This is a genomic window from Streptomyces lacrimifluminis (assembly GCF_014646095.1).
GTDB lineage: Bacteria > Actinomycetota > Actinomycetes > Streptomycetales > Streptomycetaceae > Streptomyces > Streptomyces lacrimifluminis.
In genome coordinates, this window is sequence record NZ_BMMU01000004.1 from 209,387 (window position 1) to 225,833 (window position 16,447).

General features: G+C 70.9%; 14 protein-coding genes. 9 read left to right on the top strand and 5 right to left on the bottom strand.

From position 1 onward, the window contains the following. Complete coding sequence (locus IEY89_RS08505; RefSeq protein WP_189146673.1) at positions 1 to 600, bottom strand: hypothetical protein; 600 nt, start codon at positions 598 to 600, stop codon at positions 1 to 3. 175 nt (positions 601 to 775) lie between these two features. On the opposite strand from IEY89_RS08505, the gene IEY89_RS08510 reads away from it, so the two are divergent. Next, on the top strand, positions 776 to 1,327 hold the full coding sequence (locus IEY89_RS08510) for a GNAT family N-acetyltransferase (protein WP_189146674.1): 552 nt from the start codon (positions 776 to 778) through the stop codon (positions 1,325 to 1,327). Here IEY89_RS08510 and IEY89_RS08515 read toward each other — a convergent pair. Beyond that, complete coding sequence (locus tag IEY89_RS08515; RefSeq protein ID WP_229695105.1) at positions 1,320 to 3,377, bottom strand: MDR family MFS transporter; 2,058 nt, start codon at positions 3,375 to 3,377, stop codon at positions 1,320 to 1,322. The genes IEY89_RS08510 and IEY89_RS08515 overlap by 8 nt on opposite strands. A 187-nt stretch (positions 3,378 to 3,564) precedes the next feature. Here IEY89_RS08515 and IEY89_RS08520 point away from each other — a divergent pair, with 187 nt between their 5' ends. Next, positions 3,565 to 4,569 carry a peptidoglycan-binding protein gene (locus IEY89_RS08520; protein ID WP_189146675.1) on the top strand — a complete coding sequence of 335 codons (1,005 nt, stop codon included), beginning with the start codon at positions 3,565 to 3,567 and terminating at the stop codon, positions 4,567 to 4,569. Between the two features lie 278 nt (positions 4,570 to 4,847). Here the strand turns inward: IEY89_RS08520 and IEY89_RS08525 are convergent, their stop codons facing one another. Next, positions 4,848 to 5,519: an HAD family hydrolase gene (locus tag IEY89_RS08525; protein WP_189146676.1), complete on the bottom strand. Its 672-nt coding sequence runs from the start codon at positions 5,517 to 5,519 to the stop codon at positions 4,848 to 4,850. Between the two features lie 180 nt (positions 5,520 to 5,699). Continuing rightward, the gene (locus IEY89_RS08530; protein ID WP_189146677.1) at positions 5,700 to 6,281 is read right to left on the bottom strand and encodes a TMEM165/GDT1 family protein; all 582 of its coding nucleotides are present in this window, start codon (positions 6,279 to 6,281) and stop codon (positions 5,700 to 5,702) included. A 366-nt stretch (positions 6,282 to 6,647) separates the two neighbouring features. On the opposite strand from IEY89_RS08530, the gene IEY89_RS08535 reads away from it, so the two are divergent. The 6 genes from IEY89_RS08535 to IEY89_RS08560 all read left to right on the top strand — a co-directional run bounded on the left by IEY89_RS08535 (position 6,648) and on the right by IEY89_RS08560 (position 14,945). Continuing rightward, the gene (locus tag IEY89_RS08535; protein ID WP_189146678.1) at positions 6,648 to 7,292 is read left to right on the top strand and encodes an HNH endonuclease family protein; all 645 of its coding nucleotides are present in this window, start codon (positions 6,648 to 6,650) and stop codon (positions 7,290 to 7,292) included. 144 nt (positions 7,293 to 7,436) lie between these two features. After that, entirely contained in the window at positions 7,437 to 9,092 is a 1,656-nt protein-coding gene (locus IEY89_RS08540; protein WP_189146679.1) for an alkaline phosphatase D family protein, read from the top strand. A gap of 134 nt (positions 9,093 to 9,226) precedes the next feature. Then, entirely contained in the window at positions 9,227 to 11,242 is a 2,016-nt protein-coding gene (locus tag IEY89_RS08545) for an FAD/NAD(P)-binding protein (RefSeq protein WP_189146680.1), read from the top strand. 107 nt (positions 11,243 to 11,349) lie between these two features. Next, a complete protein-coding gene (locus IEY89_RS08550; RefSeq protein ID WP_189146681.1) occupies positions 11,350 to 11,790 on the top strand; it encodes a DoxX family protein in 441 nt (146 codons plus the stop codon). Positions 11,791 to 12,016: 226 nt separating this feature from the next. Next, positions 12,017 to 12,643: a DedA family protein gene (locus IEY89_RS08555; RefSeq protein WP_189146682.1), complete on the top strand. Its 627-nt coding sequence runs from the start codon at positions 12,017 to 12,019 to the stop codon at positions 12,641 to 12,643. A 316-nt stretch (positions 12,644 to 12,959) separates the two neighbouring features. Continuing rightward, a complete protein-coding gene (locus tag IEY89_RS08560) occupies positions 12,960 to 14,945 on the top strand; it encodes a ricin-type beta-trefoil lectin domain protein (protein WP_189146683.1) in 1,986 nt (661 codons plus the stop codon). An 82-nt stretch (positions 14,946 to 15,027) separates the two neighbouring features. Here IEY89_RS08560 and IEY89_RS08565 read toward each other — a convergent pair whose 3' ends face one another. Continuing rightward, complete coding sequence (locus tag IEY89_RS08565) at positions 15,028 to 15,273, bottom strand: DUF2277 domain-containing protein (protein ID WP_189146684.1); 246 nt, start codon at positions 15,271 to 15,273, stop codon at positions 15,028 to 15,030. A 139-nt stretch (positions 15,274 to 15,412) separates the two neighbouring features. Here IEY89_RS08565 and IEY89_RS08570 point away from each other — a divergent pair, with 139 nt between their 5' ends. Beyond that, positions 15,413 to 16,357 carry a ketopantoate reductase family protein gene (locus IEY89_RS08570; protein WP_189146685.1) on the top strand — a complete coding sequence of 315 codons (945 nt, stop codon included), beginning with the start codon at positions 15,413 to 15,415 and terminating at the stop codon, positions 16,355 to 16,357. Positions 16,358 to 16,447: the final 90 nt, after the last annotated feature.

Consider the following 16,447-nt stretch of genomic DNA (forward strand, 5'->3'; position numbering starts at 1 on the left):
TCAACTTCCCTTCAGCTGAAGCTTGTTGAGTCGCGACTTCGACTTCGGCCGGGGCCGCTCCCGCTCGTCGACCAGGTCGTCGAAGAAGGCGCGGGCCTCGATCATCGCCGTGCGCATCTCCTCGGTGTCGGCCTGCTTCTCGTGGGCCGCGCTGTGCACGCGCCGATAGCCGTGCACATGCTCGGCGTGGTGCACCGAGAGCGCCGCGAACTGCTCCTCGTACTCGCCGCCGCTGGGGAAGCCACGGGCACCGGCGAGCTCACGGAGGAGCAGGTCGGCATCGGCGACCGCCTGGTGCGGCGACTCGACGAACTGTTCCTGGGCGGCCGCCCAGCGGGCCGTGAACCGTTCGCGCTCAGCGGGGTCCAACGGCCGTTCCCGCAGGTCACCGTGGCGCTGGACACGCTCGGCGAGCTCGCGGTCGGCCGCCTTGGTGTCCCCGTCGTGGCGGGAGACGACCCGGTCGTACTCGGGTCCGAAGCGCCGTTTCAGGTGGTGTGGGCCGTGCGGGCCGGCTGCCCGCCGGTTCAGGGCGACCGCGCCTATGACGAGGGCCGCGACAATGATCACGATCAGAACGATGAGCACTCCTGTGGACATGAACGCCTTCCGGATCTCTCGACCGACTTCTCGACCGACCCGACCGACGGTCCGAACAGGGCGGTCACAGTCCCGAGTTGCCCGGAAGTCGCTCCCCAAACGGCGCGGGGCAGGACTCGCAGGTCACGCATATCCGGTTGCGCACCCTCGGGGGCGGCTGCCGAGAATGCCCGTCATGACCTGGACCATCGCCCCGGAGCCCTTCGACTCCCCTGTCGCTGCCGCCCTTTGGCGGGCGTACTACACGGAGGTCAGCGACCGCTGGTACCTCCTGCACCAGGGCCGGCGTACGGAACCCGGTGAGCTGGAGCGCGGGGTCGCAACCGACTCGGGTTCCGAACTCGCCCCGCCGCACGGGCAGTTGCTCGTCGCCCGGTACGACGGTGAGCCGGCCGGCAGCGCGGGCGTACGGCTCCTCGACGCCACGACCGGTGAGCTGACCCGGGTCTTCGTGTACGAGGGGATGCGGGGCAGGGGCGGCGCCCGGCTCCTCGTGGCGGCGGCTCAGGACGCGGCACGGACTCTCGGCGCCCGGCACCTGGTCCTCGACACCCGCTCCGACCTGGTCGAGGCACGCGCCCTGTACGCACACCTCGGCTACACGGAGACCGAGCCCCACAACGACGACACCTACGCCGAGCACTGGTTCCGCAAGAGCCTGGACGAGGATCAGGAGAGGGGCGATCAGGAGAGGGACGGTCAGGAGAAGCCGGTACGCCTCAACTGAGCCTGTCCGCCGAGCCGTTGTGCGGCTGCTCCGCGTCCGAGCCGCACAGCTCCTCGTTCAGCAGTTTCACCAGCTGGACCAGGTCGGTGGGCCGGTCCGGTCCCCACCAGTCGCCCAGCAGCTCGGCCAGGGACTCCTCGCGGGCCTGTGCCAGCCGTTCGGCGGCCTCGCGGCCCTCGTCGGTGAGGACCATGTCGAGGCCCTCTCGTACGACGAGCCGGCGTTCCTCGACCTGCCGGGCCGCCTTGATGATCACGACCGGCGGTACGAGGCTGCGCTCGGCCAGCACCGCGGGCTCCGCCCACCCGTACCGCCGGATGCGCAACAGCAGCCAGCTCGCCGCCGGGTACAGGTCGAGGCCTGCCCGTGCGGTGATCGTCCGGTAGATCTCGCGGCGCCCCTCCCGGGTGCCGAGCACGGACAGCGCACGGCACACCTCGTCGTACGACGACCGCTGGACCGGGTTGCTGGCGAGCGTCTCCGTGACGTCGGGCGCGGTCACCGAGCCGCGCAGCCGGTCCTCGCGCAGGAACCAGGCAAGGACGAAGCCGAGAACGGCGACCGGGGCGGCGTACAGGAAGACGTCGGTGATGGCGGACGCGTAGGCGTGCAGCGCGGGCGGGCGCAGGGCCGAGGGGAGGGCGGCGATGCCGCGCGGGTCGGACTCCAGCGCGTCCACCGAGACCCCGGCGGGCAGTTGTACGCCCCGGAAGGCGTCCGTGAGTTTGTCGCCCAGGCGGCCGGCGAAGACCGTACCGAAGACGGCCACGCCGAAGGAGGCGCCGATGGAGCGGAAGAAGGTGGCGCCGGAGGTGGCGACACCCAGATCCTCGTACGAGACCGCGTTCTGCACGATCAGCACCAGGACCTGCATGACCAGGCCGAGGCCCAGGCCGAAGACGAGGAAGTAGGCGCTCATCTCGCCGGTGGAGCTGTGCTCGTCCATACGGTGGAGCAGGAGGAGGCCGAGGGCGGTGACGCCGGTGCCCGCGATGGGGAACACCTTCCAGCGGCCCGTGCGGCTGACGATCTGGCCGGAGACGGTGGAGGCGAGGAGCAGGCCGAACACCATGGGCAGCATGTGCACGCCCGACATGGTCGGCGAGACTCCCTGGACGACCTGGAGGAACGTCGGCAGATAGGTCATCGCGCCGAACATGGCGAAGCCGACGATGAAGCTGATGACGGCGGTGAGGGTGAAGGTGCGCAGCCGGAACAGCTTGAGCGGGAGGACGGGTTCGGCCGCCCGTCGCTCGACGTGGACGAAGGCGACGGCCAGTACGACGCCGAGCACCGCGAGGCTCACGATCCGTGCCGAGCCCCAGCCCCAGGAGGCGCCGAGGGAGGTGACGAGGATCAGACAGGTGGCGACGGAGGCGATGAGCAGGGTGCCCAGATAGTCGATGACGTGCGGTGCGGACCGGTGCGGGATGCGCAGCACGGTCGCGATCACGGCGAGGGCGACGACACCGACGGGGAGGTTGACGTAGAACACCCAGCGCCAGCTGAGGTGTTCGGTGAAGAGACCGCCGAGCAGCGGCCCGAGCACGCTCGTCGCCCCGAACACGGCACCGAACAAACCCTGATAGCGGCCTCGTTCACGCGGCGGGACCAGGTCCCCCACGATCGCCATCGACAGCACCATCAGCCCGCCGCCGCCGAGCCCCTGCAGGGCCCGGAAACCGATCAGCTGGGGCATGTTCTGCGCCATCCCGCACAGCGCGGAACCGATCAGGAAGATCACGATGGCGGCCTGGAACAACCGCTTGCGGCCGTACTGGTCGCCGAGTTTGCCCCAGAGGGGGGTCGCGGCGGTCGACGCCAGCAGATAGGCGGTGACCACCCATGACAGGTGATCCATTCCGCCGAGATCACTGACGATGGTCGGCAGCGCGGTCGACACGATGGTCTGGTCGAGGGCCGCGAGCAACATGCCGAGCAGCAGGGCGCCGATGGAGACGAGCACGTTCCCGGGCACGTGTTCGGGCCCACGATTCACCGGTCGCCCGTCCGCGACATCCCCCGTCCTGCCGTGCGCTTCCCCGGCCATGAAAGTCCTCCTGTGACTCTTGTGACACCCCCATCGTGGTCGGTGTGACCGGTTATGGCCTGTCGAATCCGCACGAGAATCGATGGAACCCCGGATTCCGGGGGCGCGCGGGAGAAGGTGTGAAGACGCTTTGGATATTCTCTGACATTCGTACGGGGGTTCGTACGTGGAAGGAACCGACGCGCAAGTGAACGATCCGAAGGGGCACGTGTGTCCGGAGTGCGGCGCGCCCCGGGGAGCCGACAACACACCCTCCTGCACCTGCACCGAACGCGCCGCCGACGCCCACCTCGAAGCCCGCACGGCGGAGGCGGCGGCAGCGGAGGACTTCGATCCCCTGCGCATACGCCCGTACGTGGAACTGACTCCGGAAACACCCGCGCCGTCCGCGGCGCCCGCGCCGTCCGAGCACCTGCCCCCCGACCCGGCGGCCGGGGCCACGATGCCGATGCCGGCGGTCCAGGAGACCGGCTGGGGGGCGGACGAGGCAGCGACCACAGCGATCCCGGCCGTGGGGCAGTCCCCGGACACCCCCGCCCACCCCATGCACTCCGCGCACTCGGCCGAGGACGAGCAGGCGAGCGTTCCGGGCCGCCGCCCTCGGGCCGTTCTTCTCGGCGCCGCCGGAGCGGTCGTCGTCGTCCTGGCGGCGGGCGGGCTCGTGGGCGGGGTGTTCACGTACGACAAGCCGGACCGGAACAACACGGCCGCCCAGGACGTCCGGGAGAGCGTGCCGGCGGCAACGACCAGCACGGCGTCCCCGACACCGTCCGACAGTCCGACGGTGTCGGCATCGCCGTCACCCACCCCCACCCCGTCCCGCAGCGCGAGCCCGACGCCGTCGCCCACCCCGACAGCGCCCTCCGCGACACCGTCCAGGCCGGCGGCCACCCCGACCCAGGCACCGACGACCGCCCAGGCCACCGGCACGATCACCCCGGCTCCCGGCGAGGACGACAAGGGCGTCCCCCCTGTCCTGCGTCCCGGTGAGCAAGGCGAGGAGGTGCTCGAACTCCAGCTGCGGCTACGCCAGTTGGCCATGTACCTCAACGACACCGACGGCGTCTACGACGACAACGTCGAGAACGCGGTGACCACGTACCAGACGACACGGGGCATCGCCCCGGACGAGCCCGGCGTGTACGACCGCCCTACGCGCGAACGGCTGGAGTCGGAGACAACAGAACCGTAGGGCTGCGCAGGCTCGGCGGGGCATCGGCATCGGCGGTGTCGGCGTGACCGTCCCTGGGGCTGCCGCCCCCAGACCCCCGCATCGGCCCTGAACGGGCCTCGTCCCCAATCGCCGGACGGGCTGGATATGCGGGTCGGCGCTGACGTGGTGCTGCCCGGACCGCGGAAGCAGCACGGGCAGGCGAGCGGGCTGGTGTCTCAACTACCGCCCGGTACCAAGAAGTTCAACGCCACCTGGCAATCACGCCGAGACGGGTGGGTGGGAAACAGGGCCCGAGCTCACACCCCGCCCGCCCCGAAGGTCACCCGCAGCTCCCCGCCCCCCACGGAAGTGACCCGCACCCCCACCAGATCCGGCACCACCACATCCGGCCGGTGGTAGTGGGCCCGCGGCCCAACCCCCACCACCCGCATCCCCGCGGAGCGCCCCGCCTCGATCCCGGCCCCGGAGTCCTCGAAGACGACACAGTCAGCGGGATCGACCCCCAACTCGGCCGCGCCCTTCAGAAACCCCTCGGGATCCGGCTTGCTCGCCCCGACTGACTCCGCGGTGACGCGAACGTCCGGCAGCCCCAGCCCCGCCGCACGCATCCGCGCGGTCGACAGCGCGACGTCGGCGGAGGTCACCAGCGCATGCGGAAGCCCGTGCAGGGAGGCCAGGAACTCGAAGGCGCCCGGTATCGCGACGACGCCCTCCAGATCGGCGGTCTCCTCCGCGAGCATGCGCGCGTTGTCGGCGTGGTTCTGCTCCATGGGCCGGTCGGGCAGCAGCACCGCCATGGAGGCGTACCCCTGCCGACCGTGCACCACCTTCATGACCTCGTCGCCGTTCAGCCCGTGGCGGTCCGCCCAGCGGCGCCAGATGCGCTCGACGACGGCGTCCGAGTTGACGAGGGTGCCGTCCATGTCGAGAAGAAGGGCACGGGCGGTGAGCACGGTGGTGGCCGTCATCGGCGGGCTCCAAGACACAGGTACGGGACCAAGGCGGCCCCGCCCGCCGGTCAGGGAAAACGGGCGGGAGCCACTTTGTTTCTACACGGTACAAAAGAAACCGTGCCTCCCGCTACCGTCTGAGGCAATCGTTCACCGATCGGTCACCTCCGAGGCACCCCACTCCCCGCCCGGTCACACCTACCCGGCCACCGCCTCCCAAAGACTCCACACCCCGAGTGCCAGCATCAGCACCGCCGCGACCTTGGTGATCAGCTCCAGCGGCACCCGCCTCATCAGCGCCCGGCCACCCACGATCCCGAGCCCGGCCACCGCCCACAGCGCGAGCACCGCGCCGAGACCGACGGAGAGCGGATCGTCGTAACGGGCGGCGAGGTTGGCCGTCATGATCTGTGTGAGATCGCCGAACTCGGCGACGAGGATGAGCATGAAGCCGGCCCCCGACACCTTCCAGAAGGACTGGTCCCCGGGCCGCCGCACCTCCCCCTCCTCCTCACCCTTCTTCAGCAGCAGCACAGCGGCCCCGCCCAGGAAGAGCACACCGGTCAGCGCGTGGACGAGTTGCTGCGGCAGCAGCGTGAGGACACTGCCCGCCGCGACGGCCAGCGCGACATGGACGGCGAAGGCGGCGGCCACGCCCGCGAAGACGTACGAGGCGCGGTACCGGGTGCCGAGGACGAGCCCGGCGAGGGCGGTCTTGTCCGGGAGTTCGGCAAGGAAGACGACGCCGAAGACGAGCGCCGTGACACTGAAGCTGATCAAGGTTCCTCAATCGGTCGGGGCTGCCCCACCGAGAGTGCGATGACCGCACGCTTCCCGCGCTGCGACACCTCGGCACGGCAGCACACGTAACACGTATGTGCTGCTCTGCCGAAGGTCTCGCTGGCCGGTCCGCACAGCGTGTGCGGAACCTGCCTCCGGGCGCCGGCTCAGACGAGCTGAGCAGTATGTCGACGGTCCGGCGAAGAGCTACTCCCCTTCTGCACCGTCCACGATAACCGAACCCGGAGGGTTGTTATGTCATGCCCACGTCACTAACTTCTTACCGATCGCACATCTCACGGCAATCAGGCGACGCGACGATTCATTCGCTCGCGCTCAACATCCCCATCCCCCGAGGGAGTTCGCATGCCGAAGTTCTACGCGCGTCGACGGCTCAGCATACTCGCGACACTCACCGGCCTCATAGCCTCGGTCGGACTTTTCAACGGTCCGACCGCCTCCGCCGCCCTCCCCACCCCGGTCAGCGCCGCCACCGCCCGCACCTACCTCGCCTCGCTCACCGTGGCGACCGAGGACCGCACCGGCTACGACCGTGACCTGTTCAACCACTGGATCACCATCTCCGGCACCTGCAACACCCGTGAGACGGTCCTGAAGCGCGACGGTACGAACGTCGTCACCAGCTCCGCCTGCGCGGCCACCAGCGGCAGCTGGTACTCCGTCTACGACGGCGCCACGTGGACGGCCGCCTCCGACCTCGACATCGACCACCTCGTCCCGCTGGCCGAGGCCTGGGACTCCGGCGCCGACAGCTGGACCTCCGCCCAGCGTCAGGCGTTCGCCAACGACCTCACCCGGCCCCAGCTCATCGCCGTCACGGACAACGTGAACCAGCAGAAGAGCGACCAGGACCCGGCCGAGTGGATGCCCTCGCGCACCGCGTACACCTGCACGTACGTCCGCGCCTGGGTCCAGGTGAAGTACTACTACGACCTCTCCGTCGACTCGGCCGAGAAGAGCGCGCTCACCAGCGACCTCGCCGGCTGCTGAGCGACCACTGATCAACCGCCGACCGGTCGCCCGCCGGCCGCCGATCGGTGGCAAATCGCCCGAGAATCGCCTGCATCATGCACGGAACCTCCCCGCCCTCCTCCGTCGTCCGTACCGTACGGTGCTACGGAGGAGGGTGATCACGTGGCGACACTTCGTCTGGGACCGCTATTGAGGTACGCCGACAGTTCGTCCGCGACCGTCTGGGTCGAGGCGAGCCGTCCCTGCCTAGCCGAGGCGCGCTGTGCGGACGGCGTCGGCGGTGAGACCCGCACCTTCCAGGTCGCGGGGCACCACTACGCGCTGATCCCGGTGACCGGCCTCACGCCGGGCACGACAAATCCGTACGAGGTGCTGCTGGACGGTGTCCGCGTGTGGCCGCTGCCCGACTCGCCCTTCCCGCCCTCCGTCATCCGCACCCCCGAGGAGGACGCGGGCGAGGGCAGGGGCGACGCGCTGCGGGTCGCCTTCGGGTCCTGCCGCTGGGCGGCGCCGGCCGCCGGCGAGAAGGACCCGGTGGGGGCGGACGCCCTGGACACCCTGGCGGCACGCATCGCGGCCGACCCCGAGGCCGAACGCCCGGACGTCCTCCTCCTGTTGGGCGACCAGGTGTACGCCGACGAGGTGTCCGACGCCACCCGCGACTGGCTGGCCTCCCGCCGCGACCTGTCCGAACCGCCGGGCGCGGAGGTCGCGGACTACGAGGAGTACACCCACCTCTACTACGAGTCCTGGCTCGACCCCGAGGTCCGCTGGCTGCTCTCCACCGTCCCCAGCTGCATGATCTTCGACGACCACGACGTCATCGACGACTGGAACACCAGCGCCGCCTGGCTGGCCGACATGCGGGAGACCCCGTGGTGGCGCGAGCGGCTGCTGAGCGGTCTGATGTCGTACTGGGTGCACCAGCACCTGGGCAACCTCGCCCCGGACGAGCTCGCCACCGACCCGCTCTACGCGGCCGTACGCGAGAGTGCCGACGGTACGGACGCCGTGCGCGCCTTCGCCTCCCGGGCGGACGCCGACCCCGCCTCGGTCCGCTGGAGCTACCGGCGCGACTTCGGCCGCGTACGTCTGCTCATGGTGGACAGCAGGGCGGCCCGCGTCCTCGACGAGGACGAGCGCGCGATGCTGGACCCGGGTGAGGAGGCGTGGGTGCGGGAACAGGCGCTGGCCGATCCCGGCTCGTACGACCACCTCCTCATCGGCACCTCGCTCCCCTGGCTGCTGCCGCACCTCGTGCACGACGCCGAGGCGTGGGACGAGGCACTGTGCGGGGGCGAACGGGGCACGCGCTGGGCCCGGTTCGGGGAGACGCTGCGCCGCGGGGCCGACCTCGAACACTGGGCGGCCTTCACCACCTCGTTCACCGCCCTGGCCGACCTGATCGCGAAGGCCGGTTCGGGCCCCGGGGCCCCGGCGACGGTGCTGGTCCTGTCGGGAGACGTCCACCACGCGTACGCGGCCGAGGCCACCTGGCCCGAGTCCGCCCGCCCGGACGCCCGCGTCCTCCAACTGACCTGCTCACCCGTCCACAACGCCATCCCCCTCTACATCAAGGTCGGCTTCCGTCTGGGCTGGAGCGGCCTGGGCCGCGCCCTGGGCCGCCGCCTCGCCCGGCACGGCCGGGTCCCGCGTCCGCCGGTCACCTGGCGCAAGACGGACGGCCCGTGGTTCGGCAACATGCTGATGACCCTGACCCTGCACGGCCGTTCGGCGCGGCTGCGACTGGAGCGGGCACAGGGACAGCGGGGCAGTGCCCAGCTGGAGACGGTCATGGAGTCGAAGCTGAGCGGGTGAGGCATCCCACACCGGCGGCGAGCCTCGTCCCCGGTGCTCGGTTCGTGTGGCCGCCGACGGCATGATGTGGCGGACCGTCTGCTTCCGGTTGACGGTTCGCTGCCAACGCGCCCCACACGCCCGGGAGTTCCCCCATGTCTCCAGCGCCCGTCGAGCCGTCCAGGACCGTCTCCGGGATCACGTCCGAACCCCTCTCCGTGTCAGTCGCCCTGGTCGGTGCCGGCCCGCGCGGCACCAGCGTGCTGGAACGCCTCTGCGCCTCCGCTCCCGAACTCCTCCCGCCCGGGGCCCGGTTGACCGTCCACGTCGTCGACCCGGCACCGCCGGGCGCCGGGCAGGTCTGGCGCACCTCTCAGTCGCCCCGGCTGCTGATGAACACCGTGGCCTCGCAGGTGACCCTCTTCACCGACGACAGCGTGGACTGCTCCGGCCCGGTCCGGCCGGGCCCGAGCCTGTACGAGTGGGCGCGCGACTCACCTGACGCGGAAGGCCGGTTGGGGCCGGACGACTACCCGACCCGCGCCCACTACGGGCGTTACCTGGAGTGGGTGTTCGCGAAGGTCGTGCGCGAGGCGCCGCCCGCCGTACGCGTCGAGACGCACCGGGCCCGCGCGACCCGCCTCGACGACGCCCCCGACGGCAGCCAGACCCTCACCCTCGCGGACGGCCGCACCCTGTCCGCCCTGACCGCCGTCGTCCTGGCCCAGGGCCACCTCCCCCTCGTCCCGGACGACGAACAGCGCCGCCTCGCCTCGTACGCCGGTCACCACGGCCTGTGCCACATTCCGCCCGCCAACCCGGCGGACGTCGACCTCTCGCCGCTCGCCCCCGGCGAACCGGTGCTGCTGCGTGGCCTCGGCCTCAACTTCTTCGACCATCTGACCCTCCTGACGACGGGCCGCGGCGGCCGTTTCGTGCGCGACGCGCCCGACTCCGGTGCGGGCGGGCTGCGTTATCTGCCCTCCGGACGTGAGCCACGGCTCTACGCGGGTTCGCGGCGCGGCATCCCGTACCAGGCACGCGGCGACAACGCGAAGGGCCCGTACGGCAGGCACACCCCGCTCGTCCTCACCGACGAGGAGATCGCCCGCTTCCGCAAGCGCGCCGACTCCGGCGAGGCGCCCGACTTCCGCACGGAGGTATGGCCGCTGGTGGCGAAGGAGGTCGAGACGGTCTACTACGAAACCCTGCTGCGCACACGGGAGTCGACGGACCGCCCGCTCCACGGCTTCCGGGAGCGCTTCCTCGCCGCCCCGCACCGCGACCCCCAAGAGGCGGCCGTGCTGGACGAGTTCGGCGTACCGGAGGCCGACCGCTGGTCCTGGGAGCGGATGTCACGGCCGTACGCCGGACAGGTCTTCCCCGATGCCGCCGCCTGGCGGGCCTGGCTGCTCGGCCACCTCCACGAGGACGTAGCCCAAGCCGCGTTGGGCAACGTCGACGGGCCCGTGAAGGCGGCCCAGGACGTGCTGCGCGACCTGCGCAACGAGTTGCGGCTGGTCGTCGATCACGGCGGGCTGCCGGGCGGCTCGCGCCGGGACCACCTGGACCGCTGGTACACCCCGCTCAACGCCTTCCTGTCCATCGGGCCGCCCCGGCGGCGCGTCGAGGAGCTGGCGGCGCTCATGACGGCGGGCGTGGTGGAGATACTCGGGCCCCGCCTCACGGTGCGGGCCGAGGACGGGGCGTGGGTGGCGCACTCCCCCGATGTGCCGGGCTCGGCAGTACGCGTGACCTCACTCATAGAGGCACGGCTGCCGGAGGCGGACCTCCGCCGCACGGCCGACCCGCTCCTCGCCCGACTGCTGAGGACGGGCCAGGCGAGGCCCCATGTGAGCGACGGCTACGAAACCGGCGGACTGGACGTGACACCGCGCCCGTATTTGCTGATGGATCGTCAAGGTCGGCCGCACACAAGGAGGTTGGCGTTCGGGGTGCCAACCGAGGGCGTGCACTGGGTGACAGCGGCCGGGGCTCGCCCTGGCGTGGATTCGGTCACACTTTCGGACGCGGATGCGGTGGCGCGGGCGGTGCTGCGAATGACTCCAAGGGCCTCCCCACGTGCGGAAATCAGCGAATCGACAGGGCAGACGGAAGCCCATCAGAAGGCAAAGCCGTGGCCAAATGTTGAACTTGCAAGCGTCGATTGAGCCCCCCTACGGTGGAGTAACCCGCTCGGTTCCGCCCCCGACCGATCCGTCCCCGTTCCCGAAAGTTTTCGGACGGAACGATCCCGACCGAAGGAGACACCCCCCACATGTCCGCTCGCCTCAACAGTGCTCAGCCCTACGCCATCGGCCTTTTCCGGATCGTGGTCGGCCTGCTCTTCGCCTGCCACGGCGCCCGTTCGCTCTTCGGCGTTCTCGGCGGCGAGGAGACCGTCGCGGCAGGTACCTGGCCCGGCTGGTACGCGGCAGTGATCGAGCTGGTCGGCGGCACCCTGGTCCTGCTGGGCCTCGGCACCCGCGCCGCCTCGTTCATCGCCTCGGGCGCGATGGCGTACGCGTACTTCGACGTCCACCAGCCCAACGCCCTCATGCCGATCCAGAACCAGGGCGAACTGGCCGCCGCCTTCTGCTGGGCGTTCTTCCTGCTCATCTTCACCGGCTCCGGCGCGTTCGGCCTGGACCGGTTCCTGGCGAAGCGCTCGTCGGGCGCGACGAAGGAGTCGCGGGAGAAGACCCCGGTAGCGGCCTGACCCAGCTGAACCGTCGCTCGTTCGTACGCCGGTGCCCATTCCCGCATCCCGGGGATGGGCACCGGCGTACGTCAGGGTGAACATCGTGTGCCGAACATATGCGCCCCCCGTGGATCTCCCGCCGGACCCCCCGCGTACGCTGTATGGCTGTCACAGGCCGCCCGCCACTCCCCCGCGAGGTAGCGGCACGGATCCGGGCTGACGGGGGAGTTTCGGGGAGTCTGCGGTGCTTGAGAGTGTGGGGTCCCTGACCGGGACCCCGTGGATCTACGCCCTGGTGGGTGTGTCCGTCCTGCTCGACGTCCTGGTGCCGGTGCTGCCGAGCGGTGTCCTGGTCATCGCGGCCGCCACGGCAGCCGCCGCCGGTTCGGGCGCGGCCACCGGGCAGGTGCCGCAGGAGGTCCCCGACATCCTCGCGCTCACCCTGTGCGCGGCCACGGCGTCGGTCCTCGGCGACCTGGTGGCGTACCGGCTGGCCTGGCACGGCGGGGCCCGCCTGGACCGCGCGATCGCCCGCTCCCGGCGCCTGACCGGCGCGCAGGAACGTCTCGGCCAGGCCCTCGCGCACAGCGGCGGCATCCTGGTCGTCGTCGCCCGCTTCGCCCCGGCCGGCCGCTCGGTCGTCTCCCTCGCTGCGGGCGCCGCCCACCGCCGGGTCGGCGAGTTCCTGCCCTGGTCGATCGTGGCCGGCCTGGCCTGGGCCGCGTACAGCGTCGCCCTCGGCTACTTCGGCGGCCAGTGGCTGGGCGCGAGCTGGCTGTCGACGGGCGTGTCCGTGGCAGCACTCTTCGCCGCAGGCGCGGGAGCGGCCTTCCTGATGCGCCGCCCACGGGTGAGCGGCGCGCACGGGTAAGGACGCCTGCTCGGCGGGCGCCGAGAAGACGCGCCCGACAGGGGCGCGGGGCTGCGTCATTGTGCGGCTCCGCCGGGGCGCGACAAGCAACGACGCAGTCGCACCGGCCACACGACAGAACCCCCCGAGCTCACAGGCACCCCCTCAAGTCCCGCCCGAAATCCCCCGGTTGGGAAACCCACTCCTGCCACACCCGTTGACTTAACCCTCCCCTCGCTCTAATTTCAGCGCGCCCCCTCGTTCGGTTCGCCGATCGCGGTTCGAAATATCGACCAAACTCCGGGAGTCGCACCGCCGCGCCCCGGAAAGGAGCCGCATGTACCCCCCGCCGCGCCCATCCCTCCTCAGACGCACCGCAATCCGCGCCCTCGCTCTGGCCACCGCGGCGACCGCCGCCCTCCTCTTCGCCCAGCCGCAGGCCGAAGACACCACCGCCCTGGACAACACCACCCCCGTCGCCGCCTCCACACGCCAGATACCGGTCCCCACCGCCCCCATGGGCTGGGCCTCGTGGAACAGCTTCGCGGCGGTCGTCGACCACAACGTGATCAAGGGCCAGGTCGACGCGTTCGTCGCGGCCGGCCTGCCCGAGGCCGGCTACGAGTACATCAACATCGACGAGGGCTGGTGGCAGGGCACCCGGGACAGTGCCGGCAACATCACGGTCGACGAGTCCGAGTGGCCCGGCGGTATGAAGGCCATCGCCGACTACATCCACAGCAAGGGCCTCAAGGCCGGCATCTACACCGACGCGGGCAAGGACGGCTGCGGCTACTACTTCCCGACGGGCCGCCCCGCCGCCCCGGGCAGCGGCAGCGAGGGCCACTACGAACAGGACATGCTCCAGTTCTCCCAGTGGGGCTTCGACTTCGTCAAGGTCGACTGGTGCGGCGGTGACGTCGAAGGCCTCGACGCGGCGACCACGTACAAGGCGATCAGCGACGCGGTGGCCACCGCGTCCGCCACCACCGGACGCCCGCTCACCCTCTCCATCTGCAACTGGGGCTACCAGAACACCTGGAACTGGGCCCCGGGCCTCGCCCCCATGTACCGGACCAGCACGGACATCATCTTCTGGGGCAACAAGCCCTCGATGACGAACATGCTGTCCAACTACGACCAGGGCCTGCACCCCACCGCCCAGCACACCGGCTACTACAACGACCCGGACATGCTGATGGTCGGCATGGACGGCCTCACCGCCGCCCAGAACCGCACCCACATGAACCTGTGGGCCATCTCCGGTGCCCCGCTGCTCGCTGGCAACAACCTCTCGACGATGACCGCCGAGTCCGCCGCGATCCTCAAGAACCCCGAGGTCATCGCCGTGGACCAGGACCCGCGCGGCCTCCAGGGCGTCAAGGTCGCCGAGGACACCACGGGCGCACAGGTGTACGGCAAGGTGCTGTCCGGCACCGGCAAGCGTGCCGCCCTGCTCCTCAACCGCACCTCCTCCGCCCAGAACATCACCGTCCGCTGGGCCGACCTCGGCCTGACGAACGCCTCCGCGACAGTCCGTGACCTGTGGAGCCGCACGAACATCGGCTCGTACACCACCGGCTACACCACCAGCGTCCCGGCCGGCGGCTCGGTGATGCTCACGATCAACGGCGGCACGGAGGCGGCGAGCAGCGCGTACGAGCCCAGCTCCGCCGCTGTCTACACCGGCGTGAGCGCGGCGAACACGGGTGTCGCGGTCGCCGACTTCACGTACACGAACAACACGAGCACCGCCCGGACGGCGACCCTCAAGGTCAACGGCCAGACGTCGACCACCGTGTCGTTCCCGCCGACCGGCTCGACCCCGGGCACGATCTCCGTCCAGGTCGCCCTCTCCAAGGGCACCACCAACACGCTCACCGTCACCAACGGCCCGACCCTGGGCACGCTGACCGTCGCGCCGGTCCCCGGCACGAACGGCAACCTGGTCGTCGGCAAGCAGTCCAACCGTTGCCTGGACATCTTCGACAACACGATCACCAACGGCACCCAGGCCGCCCTGTGGGACTGCAACGGCGGCTCCAACCAGGCGTGGACATACACCTCCCGCAAGGAACTCGTGGTGTACGGCAACAAGTGCCTGGACGCCTACGACAGCGGCAGGACCAACGGCACCAAGGTCGTCATCTGGGACTGCCACGGCGGCAACAACCAGAAGTGGAACGTCAACCCCGACGGCACGCTCACGAACGTCAACGCGGGCCTCTGCCTGGACGCGTACGGCGCGGCCACGGCCAACGGCACGCAGATGGTGCTGTGGGCCTGCGGCACGGGCGACAACCAGAAGTGGACGGTCGGTTAGAGGTTCAGGGGCTCACCGACTCGACCCGGTGGCTCGCTGACCCAGTGGCTCAGCCAATAGCCTCACAGCCCGGCGCGCGTTCTCAGGACGCGTGCCGGGCTGTCGCCGTACTGCCACCCCCGCCGCGCACCTCGATGCCGGCGAGCAGTTCGGCGGTGGCCGCCGCGATGACGTCGACGGCGTGTTCGAAAACCTCGCGGTTGTGGGCGGCCGGCGCCCGGAAGCCGGAGACCTTGCGGACGTACTGCAGGGCGGCGGCCCTGATCTCCTCCTCGGTGGCCTCTTCGGGGAGTACGGGCGGACGAAGGGTCTTGATGCTGCGGCACATGCCTCCAGTCTCGCGCGTACCCGGCGATCCGCGCCGTCCGCATGCCGAATGGGGAGTGCCCTTCGTCCGTACCGGCTGCGATCATGCTCGGCGAAGCGGCCACCTGCCAGGGGCCGACCGAGGAGAGGTTCGATCAGCCATGCAGACGGACACAGCCGCAGACGTACGCCAGGACACGCTCACCTTCGCCGTACTCGGCCCCGGCGGCGTCGGCGGCCTCCTCGCCGCCCTGCTCTCCCGCGCCGGCCACCGCGTGCTCTGCCTGGCCGGGGACGACACCGCGCGGACGCTCCGCGAGGGCGGAATCCGCGTCCGCAGCGGCCGGTTCGGCGATTTCACGGCGAAGGTGGACGCGGCGACCGGGCTGCCGGAGGCACCCAGCCCCGCAGGCGCCGTCGACGCCGTCCTCGTGGCCGTCAAACACACGGGCCTCGACGCGGCCCTGGAACGCGTCCCGGTGAAGGCGCTGGGCGACGCCCTGGTCGTACCGTTCCTGAACGGCGTCGAACACCCGGCCGCACTGCGTGCCCGCTACGGCACCGACCGCGTCGCCCCGGCCGTGATCCGCGTCGAGTCGACCCGTACAGCACCCGGCGTGATCGAACACGCGAGCCCCTTCGTGGAGATCGACCTGGCCGGCGATCCGGTACCGCGCGAGCGTCTCGACGTACTGTCCGCCGCCTTCACGGCCGCCGGACCGGCCACCCGCGTCCTGCCCGACGAGGCGGCAGTGCTGTGGGCGAAGATGTCGTTCCTCGCCCCCTTCGCTCTGCTGACCACCCTGTACGGCCTCCCGCTGGGCGACGTCCGCACCCGCCACCGCGACGAGCTGACCGCCCTGGTCGAGGAGACGGCGGCGGTGAGCCGGGCCTCCGGCGGCCCGGCGGACCCCGCCCAGGCCCTGGCCCGCTACGACGCCTTCCCCCCGGCCACCCGCTCGTCGATGCAGCGCGACGCCGAGGCGGGCCGTCCGCTGGAGCTGGACGCGATCGGCGGAGCCCTGCTGCGCGCGGCCGAACGGCACGGCGTGGACGTACCGGTGGCCGCGCGGGTGGTGCGGGAGCTGGCGGCCGGGGGCCGCTGACCGCTCTCCCCCGCACAGTCCGGCACGGTCACTCGTTCGCGTGAAGACAGGGAGGAAGTCCCCGGAGGAACTCGCATCTCAAAATCGAAC